Raw genomic sequence first — 14,555 nt, 5'->3', positions numbered from 1 at the left:
CGCTTCTCGTACGCGGTGTCGACACCCTGCGCGATGTCCGGGGACTGCGACCCGATGGACACCGACACGCCGCAGGAGGCGCCGTCGAAGCCCTTCTTCGAGGAGTCGTACCCGATCTCCAGGATCTTGCTCCGGACGAGGGCCGGGATGTCCGCCCAGGCCTTGGTGGTCACCTCGCCGGCGACGTGCACCAGGCCGGTGGTGATCAGCGTCTCGACCGCGACGCGCGACGTGGGGTCCTCTCGCAGCAGTGCGTCGAGGATGGTGTCGCTGATCTGATCAGCGATCTTGTCCGGGTGACCCTCGGTAACGGACTCCGAGGTGAACAGACGACGGGACACAACGCTCCCTGGGGTTGCAGCGGCTGCTGACTACATATGACGGACCGGAAGCGGACCGGCCGGCAGACGGCCGAACCGGATCACATTGAATCCGGCCCGCTCCGGGCACCGCCAGAGCACCTGCCCCCTGAAGGAGGGAGTAAATCCCCCTGCCCCACCCCCTATTGGCGCACCGGGAGCGCACGGCGCGAGACCGCGCGCCCACCCCCCTACCTAGGGGCGTTGACGTGTGACCCGTGGGGCTGATGGGGTCCCTGTGCTCCTGACCGACCCCCGCGGCCCTGCCGCGCGCGACCCGTGGAGAGCGCCCCACATGCCCGACACCCGCACCACCGGCAGCCCCGAAGCGGCAGACGGCCTCGGCCGCACCCTGCCCCGGATCGCCATCGCCGCCGCACTGGCCCTGGCCCTCGGACTGCCCCTGGCCCACCCGGCCGGCGCGGAACCGGCGGATCCGGCCCCGGCGCCCGCCGGGCCGGCGCTCTCCTCGGGCACCGCCGTCACGCCCACCCCGCAGCAGTTCGCCCGCCGGGCCGACGCCGTCACCGTCACACCCACCGTGACGCTGGTGACCGACCCGCGGACCGACCCGGCCGCCCTCCAGGTGGTCGAGAAGGCCCTGCGCGACGCGGGCGCCCGCACCTTCCAGTACGCCGCCGCGCCCGTCCGCGGCCAACTGACCGTCCACATCGGCGGAGTACGGGAGAACCCCGCCACCGCCGCTTCCCTGACCGCCCTCGGCGTCCCCGGCCCGGCCGGCCTGCCCGCCGACGGCTACGTCCTCGCGGCGGGCCGCGCCGCCGACGGCACGGAACGGATCGCGCTCTCCGGCACCGACGCCCGCGGCACCTACTACGCCGCCCAGTCCCTGCGCCAACTCCTGCCGCGCACCACCCTGTCCGGGGCCCGCCTCCAGGGCGTGACCGTCCGGGACTGGCCGGCCGCCGCGGCGCGCGGTGTCGTCGAGGGCTTCTACGACACCCCGTGGACCCACGCCACCCGCCTCGACCAGCTCGACTACTACGGCGAGCACAAGCTCGACACCTACATCTACTCGCCGAAGGACGACCCGTACCTCCGCGCGAAGTGGCGCGAGCCCTACCCGGCCGCGGAGGTGGCCCGGATCCGGGAGCTGTCCGACCGGGCCCGCGCGCGGCACGTCGACTTCACGTACGCCGTCTCCCCCGGGCTTTCCGTCTGTTACAGCGCGCCCGAGGAGGCCCAGGCGCTCGTCGCCAAGCTGGAGAGCGTCTGGGACATCGGCGTCCGGTCGTTCTCCGTACCGCTGGACGACATCAGCTACACCACCTGGAACTGCGCGGCCGACGAGGAGCGGTTCGGCACGGGCGGCGGCGCCGCCGGCGAGGCCCAGGCACTGTTCCTGAACCGGGTCGACGACGGCCTGCGCGCCGCCCATCCGGACGCCGCCCCGCTCCAGACGGTGCCGACCGAGTACTACGACCTCGAAGCGACGCCGTACAAGAAGGCCCTGGAGACGAAGCTGGCGCCCGGCGTCCTCGTCCAGTGGACCGGCACCGCCGGCATCGCCCCGGCCATCACCCGCGCCCAGGCGGCCGAGGCCAAGCGGCTCCTCGGCCACGACGTCCTGCTCTGGGACAACTTCCCGGTCAACGACTACGTCCCCGGCCGCCTGATGCTCGGCCCGCTGGAGAGCCGCGAGAAGGGCCTCCCGGGGGACCTCGCCGGCTACACCGCGAACCCGATGCCGCAGGCCGACGCGTCGAAGATCGGCCTGTTCACGGTCGCCGAGTACCTCTGGAACGACCGCGCCTACGACCCGGCCACGGCCTGGACCGCCGCGCTCGCGGAGCGGGCGGGCGGCGACAGGCGCGTCCGGACGGCGCTGCGGACCTTCGCCGACGGCAGCTTCTTCTCCCGCATGACGGGCCGCCAGTCCCCCGAACTCGCCGCCGCCATCGCCCGCTTCCGTAACGCCGCCCCCGGCGACCGCGCGGCCGCCGCCTCCGTACTGGACGGGAAGCTCGCCGGCTTCCAGGGCGCCCCTGCCGTGCTCCGCGCCGACCTGCCCGACCGCGGCTTCGTCGAGCAGACCGGCCCCTGGCTGAACTCCGCCGAGGCCTGGGGCACCGCGGCCCGCACCGCGCTCGCCCTGACCGGCGCCGTACGCGAGGGCGACACCGCCGAGGCCGCGCGGCTCCGCGCACTGCTCCCCGGCCAGGTCGCGCACGCGCAGTCCTTCACGTACACCCACCTGTACGGGCTGAAGATCCCGGTCATCGTCGCGGACGGGGTCCTCGACGCGTTCGTCCTCGACGCGATCGCCGAGCACGACCGCTTCCTCGGCGCCACCCCCCGCCCGAAGGGCTTCACCAACCTCGAAGCGGACCAGGAGAACCTGATCCCGCGCATCGCCGACGGCGACGACTCGACGCACTTCCGCGGCCTCTGGGACCCCAAGCCCGGCGCGTACGTCGGCCTCGACCTGAGGGCCGAGCGGGAGATCGGCAAGGTCGAGCTGGCGCTCGGCGCGACCGACCGGCCGCAGGGCTACCCGCGCCGCGGCGTCGTGGAGCACTCCCTCGACGGCACGACCTGGCAGCCGCTCGGCGAGCTGTCGGGCGGCCCCGACACCGTCCTGACGGCCCCGGCCGGGACGCGGGCGCGGTACGTGCGGCTGCGGACCACCGAGGCGCAGACCGGTCTGGAGACGTGGCTGACGGTGCGGGAGATCCGGGTCGGCTGACGGCACGACGGCACGACATGCGAAGGGGCCGGGGCGGCGGCACGCCCCGGCCCTTCCGTACGTCAGAGGGCTTCCGTACGTCAGAGGGCTTCCGTCGATCAGATGGTCGACGTGTCGATCACGAAGCGGTAGCGGACGTCGCTCGCGATGACCCGCTCGTACGCCTCGTTGATCTGCTCCGCGCCGATCACCTCGATCTCGGCGCCCAGACCGTGCTCGGCGCAGAAGTCGAGCATCTCCTGCGTCTCGGCGATGCCGCCGATCATCGACCCGGCGAGGGTCTTGCGGCCGCCGATGAGGGAGAAGAGGTTGAGCGCGACGGGCTCCTCGGGCGCGCCGACGTTCACCAGGGCGCCGTCCGTCTTCACCAGGCTCAGGTAGGCGCCGAAGTCCAGCGGCGCGGAGACGGTGGAGATGATCAGGTCGAAGGTGCCGGCGAGCTTCGTGAAGGTCTCCGGGTCGCTCGTCGCGTAGTAGTGGTCGGCGCCCAGCTTGAGGCCGTCCTCCTGCTTCTTCAGCGACTGGCTGAGCACGGTCACCTCGGCGCCGAGCGCGTGGGCGATCTTGACGCCCATGTGGCCGAGTCCGCCCAGGCCGACGATGGCGACCTTCTTGCCGGGGCCCGCCTGCCAGTGGGCGAGCGGCGAGTAGAGGGTGATGCCCGCGCAGAGCAGCGGCGCGGCCTCGTCGAGGTCGATGCCCTCGGGGATGCGCAGGGTGTAGTTCTCGTCGACGACGATGTGGGTGGAGTAGCCGCCGTAGGTGGGCTCGCCGTTCTTGTCGAGCGCGTTGTACGTGCCGGTCATGCCGGTGCCGGAGCAGTACTGCTCCAGGCCCTGGAGGCAGTACGCGCACTCCCGGCAGGAGTCCACGAAGCAGCCGACGCCGACCCGGTCGCCGACCCGGAACTTCGTGACACCGGAGCCGACCTCGGCGACGAAGCCGGCGATCTCGTGGCCGGGGACCATCGGGAAGATGCCCTCGCCCCAGCCGTCACGCGCCTGGTGGATGTCGGAGTGGCAGATGCCGGCGTACTTGATCTCGATGAGGACGTCGTGCTCGCCGACGGCCCGGCGGGGCACGGTGGTGCGCTCCAGCGGGGCGTTGGCGGCGGGTGCGGCGTAGGCGGGGACGGTGGTCACGTTCGTGGTCATGGAGACGAGCCTGCCGGAGTCCGCAGCACGTACCCAGGCCTCTGTTCTGCCTACGTCCAGCGTGCCTACCACTGGCAGGGACAGGAACAGCCGTCCGCCGGGACGTACGACCTGGGATAATCGGTCCACATGGATCTCAGTGCCGAACTCAGCGAATTCCTGCGCTCGCGCCGGGCCCGGCTGAAGCCGGAGGACGTGGGCCTGCCGGAGTTCGGGCGCCATCGGCGGGTGCCGGGACTGCGCCGGGAGGAGCTCGCGCAGCTGGCCGGCGTCTCCGTCGCGTACTACACCCGGCTCGAGCAGGGCAACGGCCGCAACGTGTCCATGGAGGTCCTGGACTCGATCGCGCGGGCGCTGCGGCTGAGCGACACGGAGCGGGCGCATCTGACGCACCTGGCGAAGCCGACGGTGAAGAAGCGGCAGCGGGCGGCGATCGCGCGTCCGCAGCGGGTCCGTCCGGGGCTCCTCCACCTCCTCGACTCGATGGACGGGGTGCCCGCCGCCCTCGTGGGCCGGCGCCTCGACGTCCTGGCCTGGAACCGGATGGCGCGGGCACTGATGGGCGACTTCGCGGCCTGGGAGCCGGAGGAGCGGAACATGGCCCGGATGATCTTCCTCGATCCAAACGCGCGCGATCTGTACATCGACTGGGAGTGCAAGGCGACCGAGGTCGTGAGCGTGCTCCGGCTGTACGCGGGCTGCTACCCGGACGATCCGCAGCTGCTCGCGCTCGTGGGCGAGCTGTCGGTGAAGAGCGAGGAGTTCCGCTCGCTGTGGGCGGCGCACACGGTGGCCGACAAGGGGCACGGCACGAAGCGGCTGCGGCATCCGCTGGTGGGCGAGATGACCTTGATGTACGAGTCGATGAAGGTGGCGGGCGACGATCCGGACCTGGTGCTCGTGACGTACCACGCGGAGCCGGGTTCGGCCTCGGCGGACGCGCTGCGGCTGCTCGCCCAGTGGGGCGTGGACGAGCCGGCTCCCGTACGGGAGTAGACGGAGAGGGCCCCCTCCCTGCGGAGGGGGCCCTCTCTCGTACGCGCGGGGCGGATCAGACCGCCGAGCCGGCCTTCCAGTCGGCCCAGCTCAGGTTCCAGCCGTTGAGGCCGTTGTCGGGGGCGATCGTCTTGTCCTTGGAGTTCTTGACGATCACGACATCACCGACGATCGAGTGGTCGAAGAGCCAGGCGGCCTGCTGGTTCGGGTCGCCGGCGCCCTTGGCGTCGTTGAGGCCGACGCAGCCGTGGCTGGTGTTGGCCGAGCCGAAGATCGAGTCCGGGCCCCAGTAGTTGCCGTGGATGAAGGTGCCCGACGTGGACAGGCGCATGGCGTGCGGCACGTCCTTGATGTCGTACTCGCCCTTGCCGTCGTCGTCGGTGAAGCCGACCGTCGCGCCGTTCATCCGGGTCTCCTTGAACTTCTCGGAGATCACCATCTGACCGTTGTAGGTCGGGTTCTCCGGGGAGCCGGCGGAGATCGGGATCGTCTTGATCGTCTTGCCGTCCTGGGTGACCGTCATCGTCTTGGTGGCGACGTCGACGGTGGAGACCTGGTTGCGGCCGATCTTGAAGGTGACGGTCTTCTGCTGGACGCCGAAGACACCGTCGGCGCCCTCGACGCCGTCGAGGTCCAGCTTCAGCGTGACGGTCGAGCCCTCGGTCCAGTACTTGTCCGGGCGGAAGTCGATGCGCTGGGCGTTGAACCAGTGCCCGACGACCTCCTGGCCGGAGCTGGACGTGACGGTGATGCCGCCCTGGACGGCCGCCTTGTCGGTGATCGCCTTGTTGAAGTTGATCGAGACGGGCATGCCGACGCCGACGGTCGAACCGTCCTCGGGCGTGAAGTTGCCGATGAAGCTGTTGGCCTTCGAGACCGTCGTGAACGACGAGTTCTCGTGGGCCTCCAGGCCCTCCGCGTCCGTGGCGGTGGCGGCGATCTTGTAGACCGTGGCCCGCTCGAGCTGCTCGCTCGGCTTCCAGCTGAGGCCGTCGGCCGCTATCTCACCCTTGACCTTGGTGCCCTCGGCGGACGTCATGGTGACGTCCGTGAGCTTGCCCTCGGTGACCGTGACCTTGGCGTCGTTGTTGATCGACGCGTTCTGGGTGCCGGTCTTGGGCGCGATGACGATCTGCGCCTTGGAGGTCTTCGCCGCCTCCGCGGCCTCGTCGACCTGGGACTGTGACGGTGGCGTCGGGGAACCGGCGGCGGCGCCGCCCTTGTCGCCGTCGTTGCACGCCGAGAGCACCAATACGCCGCCGAGCACCGCGGCCGCGACCGCCAGGCTCTTGCGGCGCTTGCCGTCCGTCATCACACGCATCTCCATCGTCGCCGAGTCCTGCCAACGCTTGCTTCGCTGCTTACCTAAATACCCATGACACCCCGTCCGGTTCCGGAACCGGACGGTTTGTGGGGAACACCACTGTTCGACACGCACGGGTGGTGCGTCCGGTTCCCGGGGGCACGCGAAAGGTCCCGGGACGCCGTCCCGGGACCTGTGATCAGGGCGTTCTCCGGCCTTGTGGCCGGCCCCCGCCCCTACGCCCGCGCGTCGTCGTCTTCTGTGTCCTCGATGTCTTCGCCCCCATCTTCCTCGCCCAGGTCCCACTCCAGGGCATCGGGGTCGTACTCGACCTCCTCGGTGCTCCAGGAGGCCTGGACCATCTCGATGCCGGGGACGCCGCGGATCAGGTCGAAGGGCTCGACGAGGTAGGCGAGGGCCTCGGCGCTGTCGTCGCGGGCGGCGGCGCGCGCCTGGACGCGCTCGTCCTCCGGCATGAACTCGTCACCGTTGATCCGGCCCTCTGCGGCCTCGGTCAGTTCGGCGGGACCGTCGATCTCCAGGACCACATCGACCCGAAGTCGTACATAGCGCGCTGTCTCGGAAGTACTCATGTGTCGGAGCGTAGGGTCAGCGGCCTCTCGGCTTTCCCGCGACCCGCTGTGTTCATTAGCATCGACGCACCGACCGATGCGCGGTTTCCGCAAGGGGGATCGAAATTTCCGTGTCCGCCGCCCGACGCCCACTTCTGACCGCCACCGCGGCGGGAACGCTGCTGTGCGCCCTGTGGTTCGTCCCGTCCGCCAACGCCACCGACGAGCGGGGCGGTGTACGGGTCGGGGTCGGGATCATCGACGACGACCCGGCCGCGGCCGACGCCCGCCTCGCGGAGACCGGAAACCTCGACACGACGCCGTACCTGCTGGGCGGGACGGGTTTCCTGGGGGTCGGCGCGGGCTTCGTGGCCCTGGCGATGAGACGGCGGGGCCGGGCGTCCTGACCCCACGCGCCGACGGACATCGCGCCTACGGACATACGGAAGGGCCCGCCCCGGAGAGATCCGAGGCGGGCCCTTCGCGCATTCCGTGACTACGCCAGCGGGCCGGTGACGGGCTCCACGGCGGCGACCAGCTTCCCGGCGCCCACGAAGGCGTCGGCGGCGGCCAGGTCGGGCGCGAGGAACCGGTCCGGGCCGGGCCCGGCGACACCGGCAGCGCGCAGCGCGTCGATGGCGGCCCGGGAGGCGGGCGCCGGGGTGAGACCCTCGCGGAGCTCGATGCCCCGGGTCGCGGCGTACAGCTCGACCGCGATGATCCGGTTGAGGTTGCCGATCGCCGTGCGCAGCTTGCGGGCGGCGGACCAGCCCATGGAGACGTGGTCCTCCTGCATCGCGGAGGACGGGATGGAGTCGGCGGAGGCCGGGACGGCGAGCCGCTTCATCTCGCTGACCAGGGCGGCCTGCGTGTACTGGGCGATCATCAGGCCCGAGTCGACGCCGGCGTCCTCCGCGAGGAAGGGCGGCAGGCCGTGCGAGCGGTTCTTGTCGAGGAGCCGGTCGGTGCGGCGCTCGGCGATCGAGCCGAGGTCGGCGGCGGCGATCGCGAGGAAGTCGAGGACGTACGCGACGGGGGCGCCGTGGAAGTTGCCGTTGGAGGCGACGCGGCCGTCGGAGAGGACGACCGGGTTGTCGACGGCGGCGGCGAGCTCGCGCTCGGCGACGAGCCGGGCGTGGGCCATGGTGTCGCGGCCTGCGCCGGCGACCTGCGGGGCGCAGCGCACCGAGTAGGCGTCCTGGACGCGGGGGGCCTCGCCGGCGAGGGCGTGGCCGGTGAGGCCGGAGCCCTTGAGCACGGCCAGCATGTTGGCGGCGGAGGCGGCCTGGCCGGGGTGCGGGCGGATGGCGTGCAGCTCGGGCTCGAGGACCTTCTCGGTGCCGAGGAGGGCTTCGAGGGAGAGCGCGGCGGTGATGTCCGCGGACTTGTAGAGGGTGTCGAGGTCGGCGAGGGCCATGATCAGCATGCCGAGCATGCCGTCGGTGCCGTTGAGGAGGGCGAGGCCCTCCTTCTCCTTGAGCTCGACGGGCGCGATGCCGTGCGCGGCGAGCAGCTCGCCGGCGGGCTTGAGCTCACCGTCGGGGCCCTCGGCGTCGCCCTCGCCCATGAGCGCGAGGGCGCAGTGGGAGAGCGGGGCGAGGTCGCCGGAGCAGCCGAGGGAGCCGTACTCGTGCACGACCGGGGTGATGCCGGCGTTGAGGACGTCGGCCATGGTCTGCGCGACCTCGGGGCGGACGCCGGTGTGACCGGAGGCGACGGTCTTCAGCCGCAGGAACATCAGGGCGCGCACGACCTCGCGCTCGACGCGCGGGCCCATGCCGGCGGCGTGCGAGCGGACGATGTTGCGCTGGAGCTGGGCACGGAGCTCGTGGCTGATGTGCCGGGTGGCGAGCGCGCCGAAGCCGGTGGAGACGCCGTAGACGGGTTCGGGCTTGGCGGCGAGCGCGTCGATCACGTCCCGGGCGGCGGCGAGGGCGCGCACGGCCTCGGTCGACAGCTCGACGCGGGCGCCGTGGCGGGCGACGTCGATGACGTCCTGCGGGGTCGTGCCGGACGTGCCGAGGACGACTGTCTGCATATCCATATTCAGCACCCTACGGATTGAAGACCGACCTGTCACTAGGTGATGGGTCACCGGCTCGACGGGCAAGGGACCCTTACCGTGTGCCTGTGACGGGTCGGTGATCGCCGGTGGGGTTCCAGTCTGCCGTTCAGAGACCCGGGATGCGCCGCCGGAGGGGGCGGGATCGGGCCCTCCGGGCTACGGGGCGGGCTTCGCCGCCTCGCCGCCGCACAGCGCCCGCCCGTACAGCGTCGCCAGCGCGCCGTCGATGGGGTGGGGCTGCGGCCGTCCGGAGGCGTCCGGCTTGTTCCACCTCTGGAGGTTGACCGCGACGGACATCTGACGCTTGCCGTCGCCCCGGGTCAGGGAGATCGTCCCGGCCCCCCAGACCGTGCCGTCGTGGCCCCAGAACGTGCCGCACTCCGTGGCGACCTCGTGGAGGCCGAGGCCGTACCGGATCATCGATCCGTCCAGGGCGCGGACCGGGACCGTGCGCTGCATCTCCGCCAGTGACGCCGGGCTGACGATCCGGCCGGCCAGCAGCTCGGCGTAGAAGCGGTTGAGGTCCTCCATGGTCGACACGAGCGAGGCGCCCGTACCCGTCCAGGACATGTTGTAGACGCTGTAGTCGCGCGGCGGGTCGATGAGTCCGTAGAAGGCCTCGTACATCCGCGCGTGCGGTCCCTGGATGCGCGTGCCGGTCGGGAAGACGGTGTGCCGGAGGCCGGCGCGCTCGATGACGTTCCGGGTGATGTACTCCTCCGCCCGAGTGCCGGTCACCTCCTCCAGGAGCTCACCGAGGATCAGCCAGTTGCTGTTCGAGTACACCCCCGGAAGGGCGCCGGGCTCACCGGCGGGAGGCGCCGCGAGGCCCATCGCGATCAGCTCCTCCGGGCGGAACTCCCTGAACCGGTTGTCGTCGAGGCTCTCGGTCGTGACGTCCGGCAGGGAGGGGAAAGCCCCGAGCGACGGGAACGCGTAGGGGATGTAGTCGGGGATGCCGCTGGTGTTGTTCAGGAGCATCCGGACCGTGATCCTCATGCCCCGCTCCCCCGGCACCAGCCGCGGCAGATAGCCGCCGATCGGCGCGTCGAGCCGGATACGGCCCTGCTCGACCTGCTGCATGACGGCGGCGGCGGTGAAGGTCTTGGTGATGCTGCCGACGCGCTGCCGCATGTCCGCGGCGACGGGACGGCCGGTCCGGACGTCGGCGACCCCGGAAGCGCCGCGCCAGGTCCGGCCGGTGTCGCGTACCTCGGCGAACACCCCCGGGACACCCGCGTGGTGGACACCGTCCAGGGCGGACCGCAGCGCCGCGCGATCGAGGCCGGTCGACGGCGCGGGGCCCGCGGCCACCGTGCCCGTACACGCGACGAGTGCGGCCACGGTCGCGCACAACACCGTTCGGAGCTTCATGACAATCGTCCTTCGCTGTCGATGAGTTGAGTTGAGTTGAACTGAACCGAGCTGACGTGATGTGGGGCAAGGTGGGTGCTCAGGCGGCCAGGGCGCGGCGCAGGACCGCGCCGAGTTCGGCGTTCTGCCGCTGCGAGACCTCGGCGGAGAGGATCGCCTGCGATCCGTGGAAGGTGCCGGGCCACTGGTGGAGTTCGACCGACACGCCCGCCTGCATCAGCCGCAGCGCGTACGCGACGCCCTCGTCGCGGTTCGGGCAGAACTCCGCGGTGGCGATGTAGGCCGGCGGCAGGCCGGACAGGTCGGCGGCCCGGGCGGGGGCCGCGTACGGGGTGGCGGGCCGGTCGCCCAGGTAGTGCCGCCACGCGGCGGCGCGCGCGCCGCTGTTGAACCAGGGCGTGTCGGTGAAGTTCCGTGCCGACCACGTCTCCTGACGGTCGTCCAGGCCCGGCTGGTTGAGGAGCTGGAAGCGGATCGCGGGGCCCTGCTCGTCCCGTGCCCGCAGGGCCGCCGCGGCCGCGAGGTTCGCCCCGGCGCTGTGCCCGCCGACGGCGATCCGCGCCGGGTCGGTGCCGAGTTCGTCCGCGCGCCCGGCCGCCCAGACCAGTACGGCGTACGCGTCGTCCAGGGCCGCCGGGAACGGGTCCTCGGGCGCCAGACGGTACCCCACCGAGATCACCACCGCCCCGGAGAGGCCGGCGACCCGGGCGGCCCACGGGTGTTCGGTGTCGAGGTCGCCGAAGACTCCGCCGCCGCCGTGCATCCAGACGATGGCGCCCTGCGCGCCGTGCGGGCGGTAGACCCGCACCGGCACGTCCGGTCCTGCGGGCCGGGACACCGTGTGGTCCTCGACCTCCATGCCGGAGGTGTCCGGCGCCGGCGCGGCGGCGGCCCGGGCGGCGAATTCCTTGCGCCCGGCGACCGGGTCGCTCATGTCCATGAGGGGCAGGAACGGGATGAACGCTTCGAGTTCGGGATCCATGACGGCCATCCTCACGGCCGCCGCCCGGGGCGGTCATCCGCCGTCCGTCGCGCATCCCGCCCCGGAATCGCGCCGTTCGGCGCACCCGCCTCCTTCTATCCTTCCGGCATGGAGGCACTGGCCGTACGGCTGTCGGGACTCGATCCGTACGTCGACGGGGCGATCCGCATCATCGCGTTCTACGACACGCTGATGCGGCGGCGCGTGGACCTGGCGGCGCTCGCCCGGGCCTCGGCGGGCCTGGCCGAGTGCACGGCCGGGATCCGGCTCCACGGCACGGGCCGGGTGATCCGCCACGCGCCCGACGGCAGACCGGCGCCGGCCGGCCCACCGCCGGCCGCGTCCTCCACGACGCCGATCACGCTCGACGAGGAGGAGATCGGCACGGTCTGGCTGGAACGCCCCGGCCCCCCGAGCCCCCTCGACGACGTGCTCCTGGACCGGCTGGCCATCGCCGCCGCCGGGGTCGTCGAGCGGCACGGCCCGGCGCGCACCACCATGGCCGACCCCGCGCTCGTCGAACTGGTCATCAGCTCCGACAGCGACGAGGCGGCCCGAGCCCGTGCGCTACGGCTCCTGGGCTTCGCCGCCGAGGTGCCGGTCCACGTCGTCGCCGTACGGACGCGGCTCCCGCTCGACCGGCTCGGCGGCCTGATCTGCCCGGCCCGCCCGGTGAAGGCGGCACCCCTGGCCGACGTGGGCGTCATCCTGGCCACGGCCCTGGACCCGGCCCGGTTCCCGGCGGACGTACGGGCGGGCATCGGCGCCGCCGGAAGCCCCGACCGTTCCTGGCGGCAGGCCCGCACCGCCCTCCGCTTCTCCACCCCGCGCGAACCCGTCGTCCGCTACCGGGATCTGGGCGCGCTGGCCCTCCTGGCCGAAGTCCCCCAGGACACCGCGCGGGAGAACGCCGACGTGGCCGCCGTCGCCCGGCTCGCCGCCGACCCGGACGACCTGGAGACCCTGGACACCTACTGCGCCACCGGCTCACTGCGCCGGGCCGCGGGCCTCCTCCATCTGCACCACAGCAGCATCGCCCGCCGCCTCGAACAGATCTCGAAGACCCTCGGCATCGACGTCACCGACCCCACCGGCCTGACCCGCGCGAGGCTCGCCCTCACCGCCTGGCGGCTCCTCGGCGACTGAGCGGATCAGCCGTACGGACCGCAGCACTCGCGCAGCGCGGTGAAGGCCTCCCACGCCGACTCGGGTGCGAACAGCCGCACCGGCGCGCTCCGGTCCGGCGCGAACAGCACGTAACGCCTCGCCTCGAAGGAAAGGTCGCCCCAGCCCTCCCGGTGGTGCGTGCGTGCGAGCATCCGGTCGCACCGGGTGCAGGCGAGCCACGGGACCACGAGGAGCACCTCCCAGGCGGCATCGGCCACGACGGAGGAACCGGGCAGCGGAACGGTGTCGGCGTGCTCGATCAGCGCCACCGAGCCGTCGCCCGAGCCGTCGCCCGAGCCGTCGCCCGGGCCCCCGCCGGGGCACCGGCCGAGGCCGGGAGCGAGGGTCGCCCACACGCCCCACTGCTCGGCCGTCACGGCGATCTCGGCCCGGGTGGTGTCACTGATCGGGACGCGGTGCTCCAGAAGGCCCTCGACCAGCAGGTCGAGTCCCGCCTCCTGCTCGCCGATCTCCCAGCAGTCCCTGAACTCCCGCGCCTGCGCCGGAGGCAGGAGCGCGGCCAACCGGTGCCAGCGGGCGACTTCGTCGATCATGCGGGCGAGGGTATCGGCACGGCAGCGGGGCCGGGACGAGCCGCCTCAGGACGGCGGCGGACCCTCCGACAGCGGACCTTCCGGCGGCGGACCCTCTGACAGCGGACCTTCCGGTGGCGGACCCTCCGGCGGCGACTCGAAAGACGACGAACCCTCCGGCCGCGGCTCCTCCGGCCGCGGCTCCATCGGAGGCGCGTCGCGGAAGCGCCGGCGGTCGCGGGCGCCCGGCGGGGCGTCGGCGAGGCGGATGACCGTGCCGTCCCGGCCCGCCACGACCGGCTTCGCCGAGCGCGCGGCCTTCGCCTGGTACTGGGCGGCGTCCGCGAGCCGGAAGAGGCGCCGCGCCGACCTGAGGGGGCCGATGGGGTCGCCCGTGGACGCCACCCCGCAGGCCACGCCCTCGCCGAGCTCCAGCTCCGCCGCCCGTACGCACAGCTCCTCGGCGACAGCGACGACCTCGTCCGCCGTCGGGCCGACGGTCAGGAGGCAGAACTCGTCGCCGCCGAGGCGGGCCGCGAGCGCGCCGGGGAGCCGGGCCCCGCAGCGGGAGAGCACGGAGCCGAAGCGTTCGAGGAGGCGGTCGCCGACGGCGTGGCCGTGGGTGTCGTTGACCCGCTTGAGGCCGTTGAGGTCGCAGACCAGCAGGCTGACGACGGAGCCGTCGGCCCGGTAGCGCTCGATGGCCTCGTCGAGGCGGGTGTCGACGGCCCGCCGGTTGGCGAGTCCGGTGAGCGGGTCGGTGAAGGCCAGTTTGCGGACCTCCTCCAGGCGCTCGGCCTGGGCGATGCCGGCGGCGACGACCGCGGCGAGGACGGTCGCGAAGTCGGCGTCCGCCCGGGTGAAAGGTTTCGCCTCGGGTGGCCGGGCCACGTACAGCTCGCCCCACGCCCGCCCGTGCAACACGATCGGGGCGACCACGCAGCAGCCGCGTCCCCGCCTGCGCAGCCCCGCCACGCGGCCGGTCGGGACGCGGTCGGTGGCGGTCTCCACCCAGGCGTCCGGCTCGCCGCCGCCCGCCCAGGCCTCGTGGAGGAACTCGGTGATCTCGGGGAACTGGTGCACCGGATACGTCTCCGAGTCCGGGAACTCCTCCTCGCCCGCCGCCCGCTCCCCGGCGTTGACCAGGACCTTCAGCCGGCCGAGGTCCCGCTCCCAGACGGAGAGGGCGCCGAAGGTCCCGTCGAGCCCCTCGCAGGACCCGAGCGCCGCCGCCCGCCAGAACTCACGTGGAGTGTGCGCCGCCGCCATCCCCTGCGCCAGCGCCACTACGGCCCGCAGCCGCACATCCTCACCCATTCCTCCAGCTTAGGGAGTATTAGTCC

13 protein-coding genes are annotated in these 14,555 nt (G+C 72.6%); 4 read left to right on the top strand and 9 right to left on the bottom strand.

Annotated elements, in window-relative coordinates; genetic code table 11:
• Positions 1–341 (bottom strand): S-adenosylmethionine synthetase N-terminal domain-containing protein (locus tag ASC82_RS04175; protein ID WP_277914771.1); only part of this gene is annotated, 341 nt, incomplete at its 3' end.
• Between the two features lie 313 nt (positions 342–654).
• Between ASC82_RS04175 and ASC82_RS04170 the strand changes: the two genes are divergently transcribed.
• Positions 655–3,066: a beta-N-acetylglucosaminidase domain-containing protein gene (locus ASC82_RS04170; RefSeq protein ID WP_079039033.1), complete on the top strand. Its 2,412-nt coding sequence runs from the start codon at positions 655–657 to the stop codon at positions 3,064–3,066.
• Positions 3,067–3,164: 98 nt separating this feature from the next.
• Here ASC82_RS04170 and ASC82_RS04165 read toward each other — a convergent pair whose 3' ends face one another.
• Positions 3,165–4,220, bottom strand: coding sequence for an NAD(P)-dependent alcohol dehydrogenase (locus ASC82_RS04165; RefSeq protein ID WP_056641714.1), 1,056 nt, complete (start codon positions 4,218–4,220; stop codon positions 3,165–3,167).
• A 129-nt stretch (positions 4,221–4,349) separates the two neighbouring features.
• On the opposite strand from ASC82_RS04165, the gene ASC82_RS04160 reads away from it, so the two are divergent.
• Entirely contained in the window at positions 4,350–5,216 is an 867-nt protein-coding gene (locus ASC82_RS04160; RefSeq protein WP_056641710.1) for a helix-turn-helix transcriptional regulator, read from the top strand.
• Positions 5,217–5,271: 55 nt separating this feature from the next.
• Here the strand turns inward: ASC82_RS04160 and ASC82_RS04155 are convergent, their stop codons facing one another.
• On the bottom strand, positions 5,272–6,543 hold the full coding sequence (locus tag ASC82_RS04155; protein ID WP_056641707.1) for an Ig-like domain-containing protein: 1,272 nt from the start codon (positions 6,541–6,543) through the stop codon (positions 5,272–5,274).
• Positions 6,544–6,755: 212 nt separating this feature from the next.
• Positions 6,756–7,112 carry a hypothetical protein gene (locus ASC82_RS04150; protein WP_056641704.1) on the bottom strand — a complete coding sequence of 119 codons (357 nt, stop codon included), beginning with the start codon at positions 7,110–7,112 and terminating at the stop codon, positions 6,756–6,758.
• A 110-nt stretch (positions 7,113–7,222) separates the two neighbouring features.
• On the opposite strand from ASC82_RS04150, the gene ASC82_RS04145 reads away from it, so the two are divergent.
• Positions 7,223–7,498, top strand: a complete 276-nt coding sequence (locus ASC82_RS04145) for a hypothetical protein (RefSeq protein WP_056641700.1) — start codon at positions 7,223–7,225, stop codon at positions 7,496–7,498.
• Between the two features lie 89 nt (positions 7,499–7,587).
• Here the strand turns inward: ASC82_RS04145 and hutH are convergent, their stop codons facing one another.
• The 3 genes from hutH to ASC82_RS04130 form a co-directional block, all read right to left on the bottom strand.
• Positions 7,588–9,129 (bottom strand): histidine ammonia-lyase, encoded by a 1,542-nt coding sequence (gene hutH, locus ASC82_RS04140; protein WP_056641697.1) that lies wholly within the window; start codon positions 9,127–9,129, stop codon positions 7,588–7,590.
• Positions 9,130–9,312: 183 nt separating this feature from the next.
• Positions 9,313–10,530, bottom strand: coding sequence for a serine hydrolase domain-containing protein (locus ASC82_RS04135; RefSeq protein WP_079039031.1), 1,218 nt, complete (start codon positions 10,528–10,530; stop codon positions 9,313–9,315).
• A 79-nt stretch (positions 10,531–10,609) separates the two neighbouring features.
• A complete protein-coding gene (locus ASC82_RS04130; RefSeq protein WP_056641694.1) occupies positions 10,610–11,512 on the bottom strand; it encodes an alpha/beta hydrolase in 903 nt (300 codons plus the stop codon).
• A 108-nt stretch (positions 11,513–11,620) separates the two neighbouring features.
• Here ASC82_RS04130 and ASC82_RS04125 point away from each other — a divergent pair, with 108 nt between their 5' ends.
• On the top strand, positions 11,621–12,658 hold the full coding sequence (locus ASC82_RS04125; RefSeq protein WP_056641692.1) for a helix-turn-helix domain-containing protein: 1,038 nt from the start codon (positions 11,621–11,623) through the stop codon (positions 12,656–12,658).
• Positions 12,659–12,663: 5 nt separating this feature from the next.
• Here ASC82_RS04125 and ASC82_RS04120 read toward each other — a convergent pair whose 3' ends face one another.
• Positions 12,664–13,233, bottom strand: coding sequence for a hypothetical protein (locus tag ASC82_RS04120; RefSeq protein ID WP_056641689.1), 570 nt, complete (start codon positions 13,231–13,233; stop codon positions 12,664–12,666).
• Between the two features lie 45 nt (positions 13,234–13,278).
• Entirely contained in the window at positions 13,279–14,529 is a 1,251-nt protein-coding gene (locus ASC82_RS04115; RefSeq protein ID WP_242427544.1) for a GGDEF domain-containing protein, read from the bottom strand.
• Positions 14,530–14,555 lie beyond the last annotated feature (26 nt).

It is taken from the genome of Streptomyces sp. Root431, assembly GCF_001426585.1.
Taxonomy (GTDB): Bacteria; Actinomycetota; Actinomycetes; order Streptomycetales; family Streptomycetaceae; genus Streptomyces; species Streptomyces stackebrandtii.
This window is presented reverse-complemented; position numbering and strand designations above follow the sequence as displayed.